The sequence below is a fragment of the Streptomyces sp. NPDC000941 genome (assembly GCF_053599555.1).
The window spans coordinates 15,081-32,751 of the sequence record NZ_JBSFMM010000033.1 but is presented as its reverse complement, the minus strand read 5'-3'; the positions used below and the strand labels follow the sequence as shown (position 1 = coordinate 32,751).

19 protein-coding genes are annotated in these 17,671 nt (G+C 70.6%); 10 read left to right on the top strand and 9 right to left on the bottom strand.

Features of this window, described 5'->3' with window-relative positions:
* Positions 1 to 11: 11 nt before the first annotated feature.
* Positions 12 to 1,562 carry a phytoene desaturase family protein gene (locus ACWDSL_RS13545; RefSeq protein ID WP_450484857.1) on the bottom strand — a complete coding sequence of 517 codons (1,551 nt, stop codon included), beginning with the start codon at positions 1,560 to 1,562 and terminating at the stop codon, positions 12 to 14.
* A gap of 177 nt (positions 1,563 to 1,739) precedes the next feature.
* Between ACWDSL_RS13545 and ACWDSL_RS13540 the strand changes: the two genes are divergently transcribed.
* Positions 1,740 to 2,420 carry a class I SAM-dependent methyltransferase gene (locus ACWDSL_RS13540; protein ID WP_450484855.1) on the top strand — a complete coding sequence of 227 codons (681 nt, stop codon included), beginning with the start codon at positions 1,740 to 1,742 and terminating at the stop codon, positions 2,418 to 2,420.
* A gap of 54 nt (positions 2,421 to 2,474) precedes the next feature.
* Here the strand turns inward: ACWDSL_RS13540 and ACWDSL_RS13535 are convergent, their stop codons facing one another.
* The 7 genes from ACWDSL_RS13535 to ACWDSL_RS13505 all read right to left on the bottom strand — a co-directional run bounded on the left by ACWDSL_RS13535 (position 2,475) and on the right by ACWDSL_RS13505 (position 9,651).
* Positions 2,475 to 3,317, bottom strand: a complete 843-nt coding sequence (locus tag ACWDSL_RS13535) for an ABC transporter ATP-binding protein (RefSeq protein WP_450484853.1) — start codon at positions 3,315 to 3,317, stop codon at positions 2,475 to 2,477.
* A complete protein-coding gene (locus ACWDSL_RS13530; protein WP_450484851.1) occupies positions 3,310 to 4,242 on the bottom strand; it encodes an ABC transporter permease in 933 nt (310 codons plus the stop codon). The genes ACWDSL_RS13535 and ACWDSL_RS13530 overlap by 8 nt, the downstream gene beginning before the upstream one ends.
* 83 nt (positions 4,243 to 4,325) lie before the next feature.
* The gene (locus ACWDSL_RS13525; RefSeq protein ID WP_450484849.1) at positions 4,326 to 5,213 is read right to left on the bottom strand and encodes a glycosyltransferase family 2 protein; all 888 of its coding nucleotides are present in this window, start codon (positions 5,211 to 5,213) and stop codon (positions 4,326 to 4,328) included.
* Positions 5,213 to 6,004, bottom strand: a complete 792-nt coding sequence (locus ACWDSL_RS13520; protein WP_450484847.1) for a CDP-alcohol phosphatidyltransferase family protein — start codon at positions 6,002 to 6,004, stop codon at positions 5,213 to 5,215. Before ACWDSL_RS13520 ends, ACWDSL_RS13525 begins: the two co-directional genes overlap by 1 nt.
* Positions 5,970 to 7,043, bottom strand: a complete 1,074-nt coding sequence (locus tag ACWDSL_RS13515; RefSeq protein ID WP_450484845.1) for an iron-containing alcohol dehydrogenase family protein — start codon at positions 7,041 to 7,043, stop codon at positions 5,970 to 5,972. Before ACWDSL_RS13515 ends, ACWDSL_RS13520 begins: the two co-directional genes overlap by 35 nt.
* Positions 7,031 to 7,768, bottom strand: coding sequence for a phosphocholine cytidylyltransferase family protein (locus ACWDSL_RS13510; RefSeq protein WP_014175217.1), 738 nt, complete (start codon positions 7,766 to 7,768; stop codon positions 7,031 to 7,033). Before ACWDSL_RS13510 ends, ACWDSL_RS13515 begins: the two co-directional genes overlap by 13 nt.
* Positions 7,765 to 9,651: a DUF5941 domain-containing protein gene (locus ACWDSL_RS13505; RefSeq protein ID WP_450484916.1), complete on the bottom strand. Its 1,887-nt coding sequence runs from the start codon at positions 9,649 to 9,651 to the stop codon at positions 7,765 to 7,767. Before ACWDSL_RS13505 ends, ACWDSL_RS13510 begins: the two co-directional genes overlap by 4 nt.
* 273 nt (positions 9,652 to 9,924) lie before the next feature.
* Between ACWDSL_RS13505 and galE the strand changes: the two genes are divergently transcribed.
* From galE to idi, 3 genes are all read left to right on the top strand, one after another.
* Complete coding sequence (gene galE, locus ACWDSL_RS13500; protein ID WP_450484842.1) at positions 9,925 to 10,911, top strand: UDP-glucose 4-epimerase GalE; 987 nt, start codon at positions 9,925 to 9,927, stop codon at positions 10,909 to 10,911.
* Between the two features lie 166 nt (positions 10,912 to 11,077).
* Positions 11,078 to 12,001: a cation diffusion facilitator family transporter gene (locus ACWDSL_RS13495; RefSeq protein WP_450484840.1), complete on the top strand. Its 924-nt coding sequence runs from the start codon at positions 11,078 to 11,080 to the stop codon at positions 11,999 to 12,001.
* Between the two features lie 55 nt (positions 12,002 to 12,056).
* Positions 12,057 to 12,677: an isopentenyl-diphosphate Delta-isomerase gene (gene idi, locus ACWDSL_RS13490; protein ID WP_450484838.1), complete on the top strand. Its 621-nt coding sequence runs from the start codon at positions 12,057 to 12,059 to the stop codon at positions 12,675 to 12,677.
* Here idi and ACWDSL_RS13485 read toward each other — a convergent pair.
* A complete protein-coding gene (locus tag ACWDSL_RS13485; protein ID WP_450484837.1) occupies positions 12,652 to 13,167 on the bottom strand; it encodes an ATP-binding protein in 516 nt (171 codons plus the stop codon). The two genes, idi and ACWDSL_RS13485, sit on opposite strands and share 26 nt — an antisense overlap.
* Before the next feature lie 210 nt (positions 13,168 to 13,377).
* Here ACWDSL_RS13485 and ACWDSL_RS13480 point away from each other — a divergent pair, with 210 nt between their 5' ends.
* The 6 genes from ACWDSL_RS13480 (at position 13,378) to ACWDSL_RS13455 (ending at position 17,553) form a co-directional block, all read left to right on the top strand.
* The gene (locus ACWDSL_RS13480; RefSeq protein ID WP_450484835.1) at positions 13,378 to 14,190 is read left to right on the top strand and encodes an enoyl-CoA hydratase/isomerase family protein; all 813 of its coding nucleotides are present in this window, start codon (positions 13,378 to 13,380) and stop codon (positions 14,188 to 14,190) included.
* A 172-nt stretch (positions 14,191 to 14,362) separates the two neighbouring features.
* Positions 14,363 to 14,767, top strand: coding sequence for a hypothetical protein (locus tag ACWDSL_RS13475; protein ID WP_450484833.1), 405 nt, complete (start codon positions 14,363 to 14,365; stop codon positions 14,765 to 14,767).
* A gap of 80 nt (positions 14,768 to 14,847) precedes the next feature.
* Positions 14,848 to 15,591, top strand: coding sequence for a transcriptional regulator (locus tag ACWDSL_RS13470; protein ID WP_450484914.1), 744 nt, complete (start codon positions 14,848 to 14,850; stop codon positions 15,589 to 15,591).
* Between the two features lie 38 nt (positions 15,592 to 15,629).
* Positions 15,630 to 16,139: a roadblock/LC7 domain-containing protein gene (locus ACWDSL_RS13465; protein ID WP_450484831.1), complete on the top strand. Its 510-nt coding sequence runs from the start codon at positions 15,630 to 15,632 to the stop codon at positions 16,137 to 16,139.
* A gap of 84 nt (positions 16,140 to 16,223) precedes the next feature.
* Entirely contained in the window at positions 16,224 to 16,592 is a 369-nt protein-coding gene (locus ACWDSL_RS13460) for a hypothetical protein (RefSeq protein WP_450484829.1), read from the top strand.
* A gap of 97 nt (positions 16,593 to 16,689) precedes the next feature.
* Positions 16,690 to 17,553 carry an SCO6745 family protein gene (locus ACWDSL_RS13455; protein ID WP_450484827.1) on the top strand — a complete coding sequence of 288 codons (864 nt, stop codon included), beginning with the start codon at positions 16,690 to 16,692 and terminating at the stop codon, positions 17,551 to 17,553.
* Positions 17,554 to 17,671: the final 118 nt, after the last annotated feature.

Genomic DNA, 17,671 nt, shown 5'->3' with positions numbered 1-17,671 from the left:
GGGGCTGCCTTTCACCTGTCCAGCGCCAACTGCGGCACGTCGTCGGGTTTGAAGGTGGGCACGTCCAGACCGGTGCCGAGGTGGCCGAGCACTTCACGGGCCGTGTTCATGCCGGAGAGGACCACCCGGAAGGACGCCGGGCCCTCCTCGGTCCAGTGGCCGGAGAGGAACAGACCGGGCACCGGCGTCTGGTGGGCGAGCCGCTTCCCGCCGATCTGGTGGGGGCTCAGCGCCCAGCCGTAGGTGGCGCCCTCGTGATTGCGCGTATAGCGCTCGATGGTCACGGGCGTGCCCGCCTGCAGAAACGTCAGATGGTCCCGCAGGCCGGGGATCACGGACTCGAACTCGGCGAGCATGGAGTCCGCGAACTGGTCCTTGTGCTGCTGCCACGGCTTGTCGCCGGGCAGCCGGTACGGCGCCACCGCGGTGCCGATCAGCAGATGCTCGCCCGGCGGAGCGAGCTCGGGATCGAGCATCGTCATCACGGACAGCGACATCCCGCCCGGTCGGCCGCCCATCAGGTCCCGCCAGGTCCCCTCGTGGTCCCAGTGGTTGTACTTGAAGGTCTCGTGCGCGACGCCGAGGGCGGGCACGTCCTGTGTGGTCGCCGCGTAGACGACGCAGGCGGACATCGACGGCCGAAGCCGCCGCAGCCGCCGGGCGTAGGGCCCCGGCAGATGCTCGGCGCCGACCAGGTCCTCGAAGGTCTGGCGGGCGTCCGCGTTCGAAACGACCACCGGGGCGGTGCACACGTCCCCCTCCGCCGTGCGCACCCCCACGACCCGGCCGTCCTGCAGCAGGATCCGCTCCACGGGGGTGCCGGTGAGAACCTGGCCCCCGTTTCGCTCGACCGCGGTGACGAACGCGTCCACCAGATTCTGGAAGCTGCCCTTGCAGTAGTACGGGCCGTCGATGAGCACCCCGATGAACTGGGCGTAGGCGAAGAACGAGAGCTGAGAGGGCGGCGCCCCCATATACGGCCACAGGGCGGAGCACATGGCCTTCAGCCGCGGGTCGCGCAGATATTCGTCCATGACCTGCGCGAGCGTCGCCGTCCGGTATTTCATCAGCGTCGGCAGCAGCTCCTCCAACTGCCCGAGAGCCGACGGGTCGGTCACCCGCATGGGCGCCTGCGCCGTCTCCCAGAACATCTGGCGGCGCAGCTGGAAGAAGGCACGGATGCCCTCCGCCTCATCCGGGAAGAGCCGGATATGGGCCTCCATGAACTCCTCCAGGCCGGTGGGCGCGAAGACGCTCATCCCCGGGAACTCCGCCTGGTAGAGATGGTCGATGACCGTCAGCTCGCACCGGTCCTGAACGCCCAGCCACTCCAGCAGCCCGAGCACCATCTCTCCCTCGGCCAGCACCCGGATCGCCGAGTCGAAGGTCCGCCCGTCCCGGGTGAAGGCGTGCGCGAGCCCGCCCAGACCTTCGCCCTGCTCACAGACGAGAACCCTCAGCCCCGAACGCGCCAGGACGGCCGCGGCCGAGACGCCTCCGAGCCCGCTTCCGACGACGATGGCGTCCCACTCCGCGCTTTTCCTGGTGACGGGCTGGCTCATCTCACCCTTCCTCCGCTCGGTATCCGCACTGCCCAAACAGATCCGGCGCCGCGCCACGCGGATACATCCTTCGCGGGTGTATCCGCGGGCCGCCGGCCGGGATCTGTAAGAAGAGGAAGGCTGTGCCCAGGACAGTCAGAACAGCAGAACAGCAGAACAGGAAAGGGAGCCGATCGCATGGGAAACCCGCACGACCGCGAGCGGGACAAGGGAAGCGAAGCCGCCGCCGCGGCGGCCGTCTACTCCCGGCCCCTGCTCGCCCTGTACGACACGCTCATCCTGGGCGCGGTGTGCCGTGCGGTGTGGCGCTGCCCGCCCGAGGAGATGCTGGCCCTCTACTACCGGCATGTCTCGGACCGCCATCTCGACATCGGTCCGGGCACCGGCTACTTCCTCGACCGGTGCCGCTTTCCCACCCGCCTGCCGCAGATCACCCTGGTCGACCTCAACCCGACGGTGCTGGCGACCGCGCAGCGCCGGATCGCGCGCTACGGCCCCACGGCGCTGTGCCGCGATGTGCTGCGCCCGATGGAGCTGGAGGGGCGGCGGTTCACCTCAGCCGCGTTGAACTTCGTACTGCACTGCCTGCCTTCGGGGGCGCCGGCGAAGTTCGCCGTCTTCGACCATCTGCTGCCCCATCTCGAGCCCGGGGCCCAGGTGTTCGGCAGCACCGTGCTGGCGCACGGCGTGCGCCATACGGCGGTCTCCCGGCTCCATCTGCGCGAATGTGTGAGACGCGGGGTGCTCAACAACTCCGAGGACTCGCTGGAGCTGCTGGACAAAGCACTCGGGTCCCGGTTCGAGCGCCATCACATCCGGGTGCGCGGCACGGTCGCGCTCTTCGACGCGACCATATGACGCAGGCCCCGCCGGACGGGTGTCCGGCGGGGCCTGCGGATACGCGGAAGTCGGCTACTTGCCGGTCTCCTTCTCGTACGCCTTGATGACCTCGTCGGTCGGGCCGTCCATCAGCAGCTCGCCCTTCTCCAGCCACAGCACCCGGTCACAGGTGTCCCGGATCGACTTGTTGTTGTGGCTGACCAGGAAGACCGTGCCGGCGTCCTTCCGCAGCTCGCGGATACGGGCCTCCGAGCGCTTCTGGAACTTCCGGTCGCCGGTGGCCAGCGCCTCGTCGATCATCAGCACATCGTGGTCCTTGGCGGCGGCGATCGAGAACCGCAGGCGGGCCGCCATACCGGAGGAGTAGGTGCGCATCGGCAGCGTGATGAAGTCGCCCTTCTCGTTGATTCCCGAGAAGTCGACGATTCCCTCGTAGCGCTCGCGGATCTGCTCCCGCGACATCCCCATGGCCAGCCCGCCGAGGATGACGTTCCGCTCGCCCGTCAGGTCGTTCATCAGCGCCGCGTTGACGCCGAGCAGCGACGGCTGGCCGTCGGTGTAGACCTTGCCGCGCTCGGTGGGCAGCAGCCCCGCGACGGCCTTGAGGAGCGTCGACTTACCGGAGCCGTTGGAGCCGATCAGGCCGATCGACTCGCCGCGGTAGGCCATGAAGGTGACCCCGCGCACGGCGTGCACCTCGCGCATGCCCGGGGCGTTCTTGCGGCGGAGGATGCGGCTGAGGGCCGCGGTGGCGCTGCCGCGGCCACGGGGGCCGCCGTTGACGCGGTAGACGATGTGCACATCGTCGGCGATGACGGTCGGGATCCGCCCCGCGGCCGGGGCCGCCTGAGCAGCCGGCGCCGCCTGGGAGGTCTGGGAAGCCTGAGAGGTCTCGTCAAGGGTCTGCTCAGCCACGGCCGTACTGCTCCTCTGCCTTCCAGAAGTACACGAAGCCGCCGGCGCCGAAGAGCACCGCCCAGCCCAGGGCCAGCGCCCACACATGGGGAGGCAGGTACGCCTGACCGTAGTCATCGATCAGCGCATACCGCATCAGATCCATGTAGACGGCGGCCGGGTTGCCCAGCATCGCGTCGGAGATCCAGCCGCTCGCCCCCGCCCGCTCGAGCGTGGTCGCCAGCGGGTACATCACGCCGGACGCGTACATCCACGTCCGCAGGATGAACGGAAGCAGCTGGGCGAGGTCCGGGGTCTTGGCCCCGAGCCGGGCCATGATCAGCGAGAGACCGGTGTTGAACACGAACTGCAGTGCGAGCACCGGGAGGATCAGCAGCCAGGCCAGGGACGGGTAGTGCCCGAAGCCCACCAGCACGATGACCAGCACGATCATCGAGAACAGCAGCTGCTGGAGCTGCTGGAGCGAGAAGGAGATGGGAAGCGAGGCGCGTGGGAAGTGCAGGGCCCGCACCAGACCCAGATTCCCGGAGATCGCGCGCACACCCGCCATCGCGGAGTTCTGGGTGAACGTGAAGACGAAGACACCCGTCACCAGGAACGGGATGTACATATCGTGCGCCATGTTCCTGTTGCTCTTCAGGAGCAGGCCGAAGATGAAGAAGTACACCGCCGCGTTCAGCAGCGGTGTCGCCACCTGCCACAGCTGGCCGAGCTTGGCCTGGCTGTACTGGGCGGTGAGCTTGGCCTGCGAAAAAGCCAGAATGAAATGGCGCCTGCCCCACATCTGCTTGATGTAGTCGACAAGGCCCACCCGGGCGCCGCTCACCGACAGCCCGTATTTCGCCGCCAGCTCTGCCGGAGCCAAGCCGTCATCCGGCGACGGCGGGGCGCTGGCGACCGCACTGCTGTGCGTAGTCTCGCTCACAGTTGACACTTTCGTCCTCATCAGGGGTGCGCTGACGGGGGCCGCGCCCCGGGTCGCGCCCGATGCTCTCAGATACGAGCTTGTCAGATGACAGGCGGTCGGCCCAGTCGGGTCAGGCGCCATACCGTACGCCACTTCATGGGGCGGCGTGCACCACACGGTGTCTTCCAGCCTTCCCGGAACCCGCCCAACCAGGCACGGAGGGCGACTTTCGAGGGGCGCCTGGCCAAGGTGAGCAGCAGCCAGACGCCCAGATAGACAGGGATGAGCGGGATGGGGAGATTACGCCGCGCCAGCCAGACCCGGTTGCGGGCGACCATGCGGTGATAGACGGCGTGCCTGCTCGGCGCGGTGGCCGGGTGGTGCAGCACCATGTCCGACCGGTAATCGATCATCCAGCCCGCGTTCAGGGCGCGCCAGGCGAGGTCGGTCTCCTCATGGGCGTAGAAGAAGTCGTCCGGCAACCCGCCGACCTGGGCGAAGACCTTCGTACGGACCGCGTTGGCACCGCCGAGGAAGGTGGTCACCCGCGAGGACCGCATGGGGTCGGCGGCGCGCAGCCGGGGCACATGGCGGCGCTGTGTGGTGCCGGTCTCGGGGTCGGCGATACGGAAGGAGATGATGCCGAGCTCGGGGTCGGCGGCGAAGGCCTGGCGGCACAGCTCGGCGGTGTCCGTATGGGGCAGCAGACCGTCGTCGTCGAGGAAGAGCAGCACGTCGACCTCGGTACCGCCGGGGCCGAACGCCTCGATGCCGACATTGCGGCCCGCCGGGATGCCCACGTTCTCCGGGAGCTCGACGGTGCGCACCCCGTCCGGGAGCTCGGGCAGCGGTGAGCCGTTGCCCACGACGACCACCTCGATCCGGTCGCCGTCCTGCTTGGCGACCGAATCGAGCAGCGCACGCAGCTCGTCGGGGCGGTTGCCCATCGTCAGGACGACCGCGCCGACCGTGAGTGGTGTGTCCGTCATCACTTCAGCCTGCTCGACGCGAGGATGGACACCAGGTGAAGCAGAGTTTGCAGCAGGGCGATGCCCGCGAGTACGGCGACGCCCAGCCGCGAGAAGAACAGGTCGCCCCGGATCGAGTCCAGCACCGCCAGGAACAGGATCAGCAGCGACGCCTCGATCCCGAGCACCAGCCGGTGGAACTTGAGCGCCGCGGCGGCCTTGCGGGCCAACGCCATACCGGAGGAGCGTGGCTCGGACGCCGCCTCCTTGACCGGCGGCAGCCCTCCCTGGTGGCGGGCGACGCCGACGAGGTCGGTCTCGGCCTTGATCAGGATCGCGCCGAGGGCGGCCAGGGTGCCGAGGAAGGCCCAGAGCCAGTCGATCCGCCCGCTGCCCCACAGATCGGCGGCGCGCAGGCCGAAGCCGACGAGCACCGCGGCGTCGGTCAGATAGGCGCCGACCCGGTCCAGGTAGACCCCGCCGAGGGAGAACTGCTGCCTCCAGCGCGCGATCTCGCCGTCGACGCAGTCCAGCAGCAGATAGAGCTGAACCGCGATCACACCGAGAACGGCGCCCGGGATCCCCGGCACCAGGAGTGCCGGGGCCGCGAGCACGCCGCAGACGGTCATCAGGTATGTGAGCTGGTTGGGCGTGACCCTGGTGTTGACCAGATGGCGGTCGACCCGCAGGGAGACCTCGCGCATGTAGAGGCGTCCCATCCAGTGCTCACCGCTCCGCCGGTCCTTCACCCCCGCGGGGTGGACGACCGGGCGGAGTTCAGCCACCGATGGTTTGACTGACTGCTTTGGCATAGTCGGCGTATGCGTCCCTGATCGCGTCGGAGGAGAGGTCAAGGTGCTCGAGGATCGTGTAGCGCCCGGGGCGGGTCTGCGGCGCGTACTCCACCGCCTTGACGAACTCGTCCTCGCTGAATCCGATTTCGTTCGGCAGGACGGGCAGACCGTGGCGCCGCAGTACGTCGACCATCAGCGCGGATTCCTCGGGCGCGCCCCGCAGATGCATCGCGAAGGCGGCGCCGAGGCCGACCTGCTCGCCGTGGAGCGCGGAGCGCTTGGGGTAGAGCAGGTCGAAGGCGTGGCTGATCTCATGGCAGGCGCCGGAGGACGGCCGGGTGTGACCGGCGATCGACATGGCGATACCGGACAGCACCAGGCCCTCGGACAGCACGGTCAGGAAGTCGTCGTCGCCGCAGCCGCCCGGGTGGCGGAGCACCGACTCACCCGCCGTACGGGCCATGGCCGCCGCGAGGCCGTCGATCGGCTCGCCGGTCTCGCGGTGCGACAGCTCCCAGTCCGCGATCGCGGAGATGTTGGAGATGGCGTCGCCGATGCCGGAGCGGACGAAGCGCACCGGGGCGTCGCGGATCACGTCGAGGTCGATGACCAGCGCGATCGGGGTCGGCACACCGTATGAGCCACGGCCGGCGTCGTTGTCCAGGATCGACACCGGCGAGCAGATGCCGTCGTGCGACAGGTTGGTCGCGACGGCGACCATCGGCAGGCCGATACGCGCGGCGGCGTACTTGGCGGCGTCGATGATCTTCCCGCCGCCCAGGCCGACCACCGCGTCGTAGTGCCCGGACTTCATGGCGTCGGCAAGCTGGACGGCGCCGTCGATGGTGCCGTCGGTCAGCTCGAACCAGTCTGCGCCCGGCAGCACCGGGGCCAGCCGGTCGCGCAGGGCGGCGCCGGAGCCGCCGCTGATCGCGACCGCCAGCTTGCCGGAGGCCGAGATGCGCTGGTCGGCCAGCAGGCCCGCCAAGTCGTCCAGGGCTCCGGCGTTGATATCGACGGAGACGGGAGACGGGATGAGGCGGGTCAGTACTGGCATGCGATCTCACGGCCCTTCGCGAGGTCGTCGTGGTTGTCGATCTCGACCCACTTGATGTCGCCGATCGGGGCCACGTCGACCTTGAAGCCGCGGTTGACCAGCTCCTGGTAGCCGTCCTCGTAGTAGAGGTCGGGGTCGCGCTCGAAGGTGGTCTTGAGCGCGTCCGCCAGCTCAGCGGCGGCCTCGCCCTCGATGAGGGTGACGCCGATGTACTCGCCGGTCGCCTCGGCCGGGTCCATGAGCTTGGTGATCTTCTGGACGCCCTTCTCGGGGTCCACGATGACCTTCATCTCCTCGTCGGCGAGCTTCTTGACCGTGTCGAGGGCGAGGATGATCTTCTGGCCGTTGCCCCGGGCGGCGAGCAGGGTCTTCTCGACGGAGACCGGGTGCACGGTGTCGCCGTTGGCGAGGATCACGGTGTGCTGGATCGCATCACGGGCGCACCACAGGGAGTAGGCGTTGTTCCACTCCTCGGCCTTGTCGTTGTCGATGAGGGTGAGCTTGAGGCCGTACTTCGCCTCCAGCGCCTCCTTGCGCTCGTACACGGCCTCCTTGCGGTAACCGACGACGATCGCGACCTCGGTGAGGCCCACCTCCGCGAAGTTGCCGAGGGTCAGGTCGAGGACGGTGGTATCGCCGTCGACAGGCACCAGGGCCTTGGGAAGGGTGTCGGTGTAAGGGCGCAGACGCCGTCCGGCGCCGGCCGCCAGCACGAGGCCGATCATGCGGGTTCTCCTGTTTCGTCGTGTACAGCGGGTGCTCCGGAGGACACCCAGAAGCGGATGCTCTCGCTGAGCACGGCCAGCGCGAGGGCCGCCGCGAGGGCGGTCAGCGCGATGGTGAAGCCTTGGTTCTGCTCGTACAGCAGGGCGGCGGCGACCGTGACCGCCAGGGTCCGCCCCTCGTGCCCGCCGATCGCCCGCACCAGCCAGTGCGGGGGCGCGCCGGTACCGCCTCTGATGCGGTACACCGTGTCGTAGTGATGGTAGGCGACCGCCGACACCAGCCCGAAAGCGGCGGGCAATGCTCCGTTCACCCCCGAGTCAGCTGCCAGGACCAGGATGGTGCCGTATTCCGCGGCGCGGAAGACCGGCGGCACAAGCCAGTCGAGCGGACCCCCCAGCGGACGCGCCACAGCCAGTCCCGAGGTGAGCGCGTAGCCCGCGGCGGCGACGACCGCCCAGGGGCTGCCGAAGGACGTGAACGCCGCCACGGCGACCACGGCGGCCGCCCCGAACAGGGCGAGAGCGGGGGCGGCGAAGGCCGGGAGCCGGCGCGCCACCCCGCGGAAGGCCGCGGCGAAGCCCTGGGCGAGTGGGCCCGAGTCGGCGAGGTCCGCGAGGGCGAGCGCCGCGCGGTCCGTACGCCGCGCCTTGCGGGTCAGCGACCGCAGCACCCGGCCGGCGGTGGTGTAGCAGGCGGCCAGCGCGCAGCCGATGAGCAGCACATAGAAGGTGATACGGGGCGTGGTGCACGCGGTGAGCACCGCGATCAGCGCCCAGCGCTCGCCGATCGGCAGCACGATCATCCGGCGCAGCCAGACCGTCCAGCCGACGCTGTCGAGGCGGTTGGAGAGGGCGGCGGTGGGGCTGCTGTTGCCGGTGGCGTCGTGATTCGCCTCATTGAAGGAGAAGTCGACGACGTGGCGGCAGGTCTGCAGCACCATCGCGCCGAGCGCGAGCGCCCATACGTCATCCCCCCCGCCACGCGCGGCGCCCAGCGCGAGCCCCGCGTAGTACGCGTACTCCTTGGCCCGGTCGAACGTCGCGTCCAGCCAGGCGCCCAGCGTGGAGTACTGGAGGGAGTAGCGGGCGAGCTGGCCGTCGGTGCAGTCCAGGACGAAGGAGCCGATCAGCAGCAGTCCGGCCGCGATGAACCCGGGCCGGGTGCCGGTGGCCGCGCAGCCCGCCGCGATCAGGGCGGTCAGCAGGGAGGCGGTGGTGACCTGGTTGGGGGTGAGCCCGCGGCGGGCGCACCAGCGGGCGATGTAGCGCGAGTAGGGGCTGATGCAGAAGGTGGTGAAGAAGCCGTCGCGCGCCTTGACGGCGCTGCGCAGCCGCACCTGCTCGTCGTCCACCGCCCGGGTACGGGCCTGCGCCTCCGCACGCCCCGCCGCGTCCTCGGGTACGTCGGCGACGAGCACCCCCAGCTCGGGCCGGTGCACGGCGATGTCCTCGGCGCCCAGGGCGTCGGCGAGGGCGTCGGGCAGCACGGCGGAGCCGTCCGGGGCCGGAAGGTGGACCTCCGGCCCGGGAGCCGCGGTGGCGCCGGCCACGGCGAGGGCGCCGCGCTCGGGCGCCGCCGCCCCCGGCGCGTACGCCGTCAGCGCGCGGGTGAGCGCCGCGCGGGCGTCCGGCTGGGCGGTGAGGGCGCCGTGGACCGCGGCGGCCGGGAAGCGCGGATCGGTCAGGGCCAGGCGCAGTGCGTGGACGTGGCCGACGAAGCGCGGGTCGACCAGCGCCACCCGCTCACGCGCCGGGGCGGCCGCGAGCTCCCTCGCGACCCCGGCGGCGTCGGCTGCCGTGCGCACGTCGAACCCCAGCGACCGCAGGTCGTCCTCAAGGGACGAGCCCGCGACGGCGGGACCGGTGAGAATGGCGGTCGACAGACGAACTCACTCCTTGGCAGCTGGCACGGTGGCCGCGCCGGACAGGGATACCGGCCCAGGGCCGCCGTCCGGACAGCGGGCGTCGCACACCCCGGGCCCCGCATGGGGCAGGCGGCACGTCGGCAGAGGCTATCGGATAGAAGGAAGCGTCCGTTCACCGCACATTCATCACCCGCTCGGGGGAACGACGGCTTCCGCTGCCGCGATCATCATGGTGGATGGCAGCGCTCCGGGACAAACCGCGCCCGCGCCGGCTGTGGATAGGGTGCCGTCATGACGTGGCTGATCACAGGTGGTGCCGGATATATCGGGGCGCATGTCGTACGGGTCATGGCGGAGGCCGGGGAGCGGGTCGCCGTGCTCGACGACCTGTCCAGCGGTGTCGCCGACCGGCTGCCGCAGGGCGTCCCTCTGGTACAGGGCTCCTCGCTCGACCGTGACCTGCTGGACCGCGCCTTCGCCGACCTGGGCGTGACCGGGGTGGTGCATCTGGCCGCGAAGAAGCAGGTCGGGGAGTCCGTCGAGCAGCCGCTGCGCTACTACCGCGAAAATGTGCACGGTCTGACGGTGCTGCTGGAGGCGGTGGTCGCGGCCGGGATCGGCAGCTTCCTCTTCTCCTCCTCCGCCGCCGTCTACGGGATGCCGGATGTGGAACTCGTCACCGAGGACACCCCCTGCCGGCCGATGAACCCGTACGGAGAGACCAAGCTGGCCGGAGAGTGGCTGGTCAGAGCCACGGGCGCGGCTCATTCGATCTCCACGGCCTGTCTGCGCTACTTCAATGTGGCGGGCGCCGCACGCCCCGAGCTGGCCGACACCGGAGTGTCCAACATCATCCCGATGATGTTCGAGCGGATCACCCGGGGCGAGGCACCCCGGATCTTCGGCGACGACTATCCGACGCCCGACGGCTCCTGCATCCGTGACTACATTCACGTCGAGGACCTGGCCTCCGCCCATCTCGCCGCGGCGCGCCGGCTGGCGGAGCGGCCGGGCGGGGGCGATCTGACGGTGAACATCGGCACCGGTCAGGGCGTCTCGGTACGCGAGATGGCACAGCTGATCAGCGAGGTCACCGGCCGCCCGGAGCTCACCCCGGTGGTCGAGGCGCGCCGCGCGGGCGATCCGGCCCGGGTCGTCGGGGCGACCGAGCTGATCGCCAAGGAACTGGGCTGGAGCGCCCGGCACGGGGTGGCGGCCATGGTGCGCTCGGCCTGGGAGGGCTGGTGTCTGCACCACCCGGAGGCCGTACGGCCGTAGCACCACGCCGAGGCCGTACGGCCGTAGGGAGCGCGACGCCGCGCAGGCCCTAGGACGGCCACAGACCCGGCGCGGCTGACCGCGGCTCGGGGCGCCGCCGTAGTTCACTGGGCCGTAAGGCAGCTGGCGCGCCCGGGCAGTGGCGGCGCGCGGGAGGAGGCCGTACATGGGCGCGGGCCACGACCACGGCGGCGGACTCGGCACGGCGGGCGCCGCACACCAGTGGCGGCTGCGCGCCGCCCTCGGCATCACGCTCACGGTGACGGCCGTGGAGGTGGTCGGCGGGGTGCTCGCCGGTTCGCTCGCGCTGCTCGCGGACGCAGGCCACATGATGACGGACGCCCTCGGGCTCGCCATGGCGCTGCTGGCGATCCACTTCGCGAACCGCCCGCCGAGCCCGCGCCGCACCTACGGCTACGCACGGGCCGAGATCCTGGCCGCGCTGGCGAACTGTCTGCTGCTGCTCGGCGTCGGCGGCTACATCCTGTACGAGGCGGTGGCCCGGTTCATCACCCCGCCCACCAGCCACGGCGGGCTGACGATCCTGTTCGGCGCCATCGGCCTGGCCGCGAACGTGGTGTCACTGGCGCTGCTCAGGGGCGGGCAGCGGGAGAGCCTGAACGTCCGCGGGGCGTTCCTGGAGGTGCTGGCGGACGCGCTTGGCTCGGTCGCGGTCCTCGTATCGGCCGGGATCATCGTGACCACCGGCTGGCAGACGGCGGATCCGATCGCCTCCCTGCTGATCGGCCTCATGATCGTGCCGCGGACGTTCCGGCTGCTGCGGGACACGCTGAACGTCCTGCTGGAGGCCGCGCCGCGGGATGTGGACATGGATCAGGTACGGGCCCACATTCTCGCCCTCCGCGGCGTCGAGGGACTGCATGATCTGCATGTATGGACCATCACCTCGGGCATGCCGGTACTCTCCGCACACGTAGTGGTCAGCAGGCGGGCGCTGGACGCGGTCGGCCATGAGCGGATGCTGCACGACCTGCAGGGCTGTCTGGGGGAGCACTTCGACGTGGCCCACTGCACTTTCCAGCTGGAGCCAGGCGGACATGCTGAGCACGAAGCCAAACTTTGCCACTGACTCATGGCACTGGTGCGGCAGACTTGAGGGTTCCGACGGACGATGAGGATGGTCAATGCCAATTACACCTGCCAACGGCCGCACCACCGACTCCGCCAGGCCCTCCGCACCGGGCGCGCCGACGGGTTCGACGGAGCCGATCATGCTGGAGCTGGTCGACGAGGACGGCAGGACCATCGGCACCGCGGAGAAACTCTCCGCCCATCTCGCCCCCGGCCGGCTGCATCGGGCCTTCTCCGTCTTTCTCTTCGACGATGAGGGGCGGCTGCTGCTCCAGCGCCGGGCCCTGGGCAAGTACCACTCCCCCGGCGTCTGGTCGAACACCTGCTGCGGCCACCCCTACCCCGGCGAACCGCCCTTCGTGGCCGCGGCCCGGCGTACGGGTGAGGAGCTGGGGGTGGCGCCCGCGCTGCTGCGCGAGGCGGGCACGGTGCGCTACAACCACCCGGATCCGGTGTCGGGCCTGGTGGAGCAGGAGTACAACCACCTGTTCGCGGGGCTGGTGCGAACCGAGCCGCACCCGGATCCGCAGGAGATCGACGAGACCGCCTTCGTCACCCCCGAGGAGCTGACCCGGCTGCTCGCGCACAACCCCTTCTCGGCCTGGTTCATGACCGTGCTGGACGCGGCCCGGCCGGCGATCCGGGAGGTCACCGGAGCGGCGGCAGGCTGGTAACGGTCAGTCCGGCCCGGGCGGCCGCGAGCGGCAGTGCGGCCCAGACCACCTTGCCGCCGCTCGCCGTGTGCTGCACGTCGTAGATCCCGCCCTCCTCCTCGGCGATCGTCTGCACCAGTAACAGTCCCCGCCCGCCCGTCCGGCCCTGGTCGGCCATCAGCGCCTTGGGCCGGTAGGGGTGGTTGTCCTCGACCGCGACCCGCACCCAGTCCGGGCCGATGGACACCTCGACGGCGATCTCCGGGGAGAGCAGCGCCGCATGCCGCACGGCGTTGGTGACCAGCTCGGAGACGATCAGCAGCAGGTTCTGTACGAGGTCGTCAGGGGCGGGCACCCGCTGGTGGGCCAGCAGATCGCGCACCGCGTGCCGGGCCTGTGGGACGGAGGTGTCGAGCGCGGGGGCGGTGAAGCGCCAGACGCCCTCGTAGGCGAACGGCCCGCGGGGCATGGCCGCCCCCGGTTCAGGAGGGATGCTCCCGACGATCTCCATGTCCGATCCCCACCCATCGCCACAGCCCGAACAGTCGTCATCGAGTGTTGGGAACGTGTTGGTACGGACCGGCTAACTGAGCGCAAGTCGCTCTCTATCGACGGCTTTTGACCGCGTGCGTATGCCAGCGTCACTCGCTCGACTGTTCCTGCCCGGCTTGCTTACGGCGATGCCGACAGTCGCTTGAGGGTGCCGGATAGCATCCGCGACATGGAGCCCTGCCTGCAGCACACCGTCGCCGACGGCATAGCGACCGTCGTGATCCACCACCCCGCCAAGCGCAACGCACTTACCCCTGGCATGTGGCGCGCGCTGCCCCCGCTGCTGGAGCGGCTGGCCGCGGACCCGGCCGTACGGGCGCTGGTGCTCACCGGAGCGGGCGACACCTTCAGCGCGGGCGCGGACATCGGCTCGCTCGGCACGACGTACGAGGAGACGACGGCGCTGGCGCTGCCCGCCGAGGAGGCCCTGGCCGGCTTCCCCAAGCCGACGCTCGCCGCGGTGCGCGGCTCCTGTGTGGGCGGCGGCTGCCAGCTGGCCGTCGCCTGCGATCTGCGGTTCGCGGAGCAGGGCTCTCGCTTCGGGATCACCGCGGCCCGGCTGGGGGTGGTCTACGCGCCCTCGTCCACCCGGCGTCTTGTGGACCTGGTCGGCCCGGCGACCGCCAAGTATCTGCTGCTCTCCGGCGAGCTGATCGGCACCGAGCGGGCGCTGCGGACGGGGCTTGTGGACGAGGTGCTGCCGCCGGGCGGGCTGGACGAGCGGGTGGCGGAGTTCACCCGGGTGCTGCTGTCCCGGTCCGCGCTCAGCCAGGCGGCGGTCAAGGAGTTCACCGCCGGGCCGGTCGATCCTGCGCGCCTGGAGTACTGGCGGGACCAGCTGAGCGTCAGCGGCGAACTCGGCGAGGGCGTCACCGCCTTCCTCGAACGGCGCGCACCCCGCTTCGCCTGGACGCCCCCGGAGCGCTCGGACCACCGTCCCGCCGTCGCGAACCCCCAGGGCGCGGCCGAGTACAGCCGCTGAAAGCCCGGAACGCAGACCGCCGGCCAAACTTCTGACGCAACCTCTGAATCTCAACGAAGGGCACGTATCACTCACACATTGCACAGAAATTCACCTGCGTCTTCACACTTCATCCACATGCGGAGTCTAGGTTCTCCATGATTCATTCGACGCACACGGGGAGGGAGTCACATTGCCCGGCATTGACGAGTGCCTGCTGGAGGCCATGAAACTTCCCGGCGCCCGGGGCGCCGCCGTGGTCGACTGGACCAGCGGTCTGGCTCTGGGCACGGTCGGGGAGTCGCCGGGCGGCGACCACGAGACCACGGCGGCCGAGACGGCGGAGCTCGCCCGGATGACGGCGGAATACCGGTCGTTCGCCCCCGCCGACGGCTCCGGGTCCGACTGGTCCGACGGCGAAACCCCCATAGACGATCTGATCGTCAGCAACCGCGACAGCTACCACGTCCTCCAGTTCGTCCGCACCACCTTCGACAGCAGTGTCTTTCTGCATCTGTGGCTCGGCCGTACGGAGGGCAACCTCGCGCTGGCCCGCATCCGGCTGAGCGAGATGGCGCGCCAACTGGTGCTGGGGTGACCGGTTTGCAGAAACCTTTCTCCAACCCGGCCCGGCGGAGTCCCACGGCCCTCACCGGCACCGCTCAGGTCGGCTCGCCCATGCTGGACCGGCTCGCCGCCGAGAAGGCCACCGGCTCCTTCATGCGGGAGAGAGGCACGCTGCATCTCTCCGACGGACAGGTGATCTACGCGAACAGCCCGGACACGCCCGATCTTGAGGCGCTGCTCACCGTGGGTGGCGCACTGTCACCCGAGAAGTGGCGCGAGGCCCTTGACGAGGCCGGGCCCGAACAGCGGGTGGGGCGGTTCCTGGTGGACAGCGGCCGCCTCCCGAAGGGCGCGCTGGAGCTGTGCCATTTGGGGGCGCTGTACGACGCGGCGTTCTTCGTACTCGGCCCGGGCGGCGGCCCGGCCCGCTTCCGGTACGGGGTCGCGCACTGGATGGGCGCGGTGCGCCCGGTGCCGGTCGACGCGGTGCAGCGCGAGACGCTGCGCCGACGGGAGTTGCTGCACGAGATCTGGCCGGGGGCGGAGACGGACAGCGAACCGCTGGTCAGGACCCGGCTGCCGCTCGAAACGGGCCTGCCGCGGCGTCAGCGCGCGATTCTCGAGCAGGTCGACGGCGTGCGCACGGCGGCCGACATCTCCCGCCTCCTGGGCCGTCCCGCCTTCCACGCCCTTGTCGACATCCGCCGTCTCGCCGCCGCCGGCATCGTCACGGCGACGGCGGCGAGACGGCGGACTCCGCGACCGGCCCCCGCGCCCACCCGGCTTCCGGGAACATCGGCCGGCCCCGACGTCGCCCTGCTTCGCCGGCTCAGAAACGCATTGGAGGCCCTGTGATCCGCGCGCTCAGACAGCGTGCCGAGAGGAGACAGCTCATGGCGGCCGAGGCCGAAGTCCTCGACGAACTCCACCGGCTCCGAGCCCGCCTGCCGCAGCTGAGCGGCGCCCTCGCGGCCAGCGTCGACGGCCTCGTGCTGGCGCAGGACACCCGGGGCGTGGAGCCGGAGGGGGTGGCCGCCCTCACCGCGGCCGCCCTGAGCATCGCCGTACGACTCGCCGACGCCACCGGACAGGGCGACTTCCGCGAACTCCTCGTCCGCGGCGCCCACGGCTATGTGGCCAGCTATGCCGCCGGCCCGTCCGCCGTGCTGACCTTGCTGGCCGAAGGACAGGTGAACGTCGGCCGACTGCACCTGGAGGGACGCCGCTCCAGCAGCCGCATCGGCGAGCTGGTGCAGGCCGCCATTCACGTGCCCGACGGCACCCGCAGACAGCCACCCCCCACCACCGAGGCCGGCCTGCCCGTACGGCCCGCCTCCCCACCGGTCGGCGGCAACGCCGTCCGGCCCCCGCGCCCGGCCACCGGGGAGGCCGCGACGGAGTAGACCGCACGCCACACCGCACAACAGTTCAACACCGGTCCGACATCGCGATGGGGCCGGCAGCAAGTCCGAAAGGAACGACCCGTCATGGCGAACACCGAAACCTCATTGAAGGAAGCGCTCGCGTCGATCGAGGGCGCGACGGGAGCCGCGCTCGTCGACTACACCAGCGGGATGGCACTGGGCACGATCGGGGGCAGCAACAGCTTCGACCTGAACGTGGCGGCCGCCGGCAACACCGACGTCATCCGCGCCAAGCTGCGCACCATGGAACACCTCGGCCTCAAGGACGAGATCGAGGACATCCTCATCACCCTGGGCAGCCAGTACCACCTGATCCGGCTGCTCAAGAAGCAGAACGGTCTCTTCCTGTACCTCGTCCTGGACTCCGGACGCGCCAACCTCGCCATGGCCCGCCACCAGCTGAGGAAGATCGAGGCCGAACTCGAGGTCTGAGCCCGGTCGGCACCACGATGCATACCCGCCTTCCCGCCCCTTCCCGGGGCGGGATCGGGTCTGCACACCCCCGCATACCCGAAAGTAACATGCGGGCATGACCTCACTTCCCGAGCGTGCCGGGCGGCGCTGCCACACCGTCGTCAACCCCTTCCACTCGACCGTCTACTTCCAGCCCGACTACGGGCGGGAGCTCGAGCGGCTGGGGGTCGAGGACCGGGGCGCCGACTACTTCGTCAGCCGGGCGGCGGCGTTCGGCCGCGTCGGCGCCGGAACCGTCACCGCGACCTTCTTCAACTTCAAGTACGACCTGGTCGCCCGTTATCTGCCCGCCGCCTGGGACGTGATCTCCCCCGAGGACGCGCTGGCGGCCCGGCTGCGCGCCGCCGACAGCGTGCTGCGGCGGCTGCTCGGCGACGACGCGGTGTCCTCGAAGGAGATGGCCGAGGCCGCGGAGCTGGCGCTGCGCGCGACGGAGGCGTGTTCCCGCGCCGCCCGCCCCCTGTACGCCGCGCACGCCGACCTCCCCCTCCCCGACGCCCCGCATCTGGCCTACTGGCACGCCGCCACGCTGCTGCGCGAGCACCGCGGCGACGGCCATCTGATGACGATCCTGGGCGCCGGGCTCGACCCCGTGGAGGCGCTGGCCAGCCATACGGCGAGCGGCAGGGGCATGTCCCCGAAGTGGATCCTGCGGTCGCGGGGCTGGTCGGCTGAGGAGTGGGCGGCCGCGCAGGAGCGGCTTCGGGAGCGCGGACTGCTGGCCGCCGACGGGGAGTTGACGCCGGCGGGCACGGAGCTGCGCAAGGCCCTGGAGGACGAGACGGACCGGCTGGACCGGGCCCCGTACGAGCACCTGGGGGCGGCGGGCGTGGCGCGGCTGACGGAGCTGGCGGAGTCCTTCACGGGCGCCGTGATCGCGGCGGGCGGGTTCCCCGCGGACCTCATAGGCAAGCGCTGAGCGGCATCGGCAGGCGCTGAGCGGCGGCGGCGGGGTTTGCCGGTGGCGCCGGTGGGATACCCGCGTCTACGAGCACGATCCGCCGCCTCCCGACGGCGCCCGAACCGCACGCCGAGCA

Bases quoted from the DNA above. Each gene is read 5' to 3' on its own strand.
- ACWDSL_RS13545 (WP_450484857.1), bottom strand. From the start codon at position 1,562: ATGAGCCAGCCCGTCACCAGGAAAAGCGCGGAGTGGGACGCCATCGTC.
- ACWDSL_RS13540 (WP_450484855.1), top strand. From the start codon at position 1,740: ATGGGAAACCCGCACGACCGCGAGCGGGACAAGGGAAGCGAAGCCGCC.
- ACWDSL_RS13525 (WP_450484849.1), bottom strand. From the start codon at position 5,213: ATGACGGACACACCACTCACGGTCGGCGCGGTCGTCCTGACGATGGGC.
- ACWDSL_RS13520 (WP_450484847.1), bottom strand. From the start codon at position 6,004: ATGCCAAAGCAGTCAGTCAAACCATCGGTGGCTGAACTCCGCCCGGTC.
- ACWDSL_RS13515 (WP_450484845.1), bottom strand. From the start codon at position 7,043: ATGCCAGTACTGACCCGCCTCATCCCGTCTCCCGTCTCCGTCGATATC.
- ACWDSL_RS13510 (WP_014175217.1), bottom strand. From the start codon at position 7,768: ATGATCGGCCTCGTGCTGGCGGCCGGCGCCGGACGGCGTCTGCGCCCT.
- galE (WP_450484842.1), top strand. From the start codon at position 9,925: ATGACGTGGCTGATCACAGGTGGTGCCGGATATATCGGGGCGCATGTC.
- ACWDSL_RS13495 (WP_450484840.1), top strand. From the start codon at position 11,078: ATGGGCGCGGGCCACGACCACGGCGGCGGACTCGGCACGGCGGGCGCC.
- idi (WP_450484838.1), top strand. From the start codon at position 12,057: ATGCCAATTACACCTGCCAACGGCCGCACCACCGACTCCGCCAGGCCC.
- ACWDSL_RS13485 (WP_450484837.1), bottom strand. From the start codon at position 13,167: ATGGAGATCGTCGGGAGCATCCCTCCTGAACCGGGGGCGGCCATGCCC.
- ACWDSL_RS13480 (WP_450484835.1), top strand. From the start codon at position 13,378: ATGGAGCCCTGCCTGCAGCACACCGTCGCCGACGGCATAGCGACCGTC.
- ACWDSL_RS13470 (WP_450484914.1), top strand. From the start codon at position 14,848: ATGCTGGACCGGCTCGCCGCCGAGAAGGCCACCGGCTCCTTCATGCGG.
- ACWDSL_RS13465 (WP_450484831.1), top strand. From the start codon at position 15,630: ATGGCGGCCGAGGCCGAAGTCCTCGACGAACTCCACCGGCTCCGAGCC.
- ACWDSL_RS13460 (WP_450484829.1), top strand. From the start codon at position 16,224: ATGGCGAACACCGAAACCTCATTGAAGGAAGCGCTCGCGTCGATCGAG.
- ACWDSL_RS13455 (WP_450484827.1), top strand. From the start codon at position 16,690: ATGACCTCACTTCCCGAGCGTGCCGGGCGGCGCTGCCACACCGTCGTC.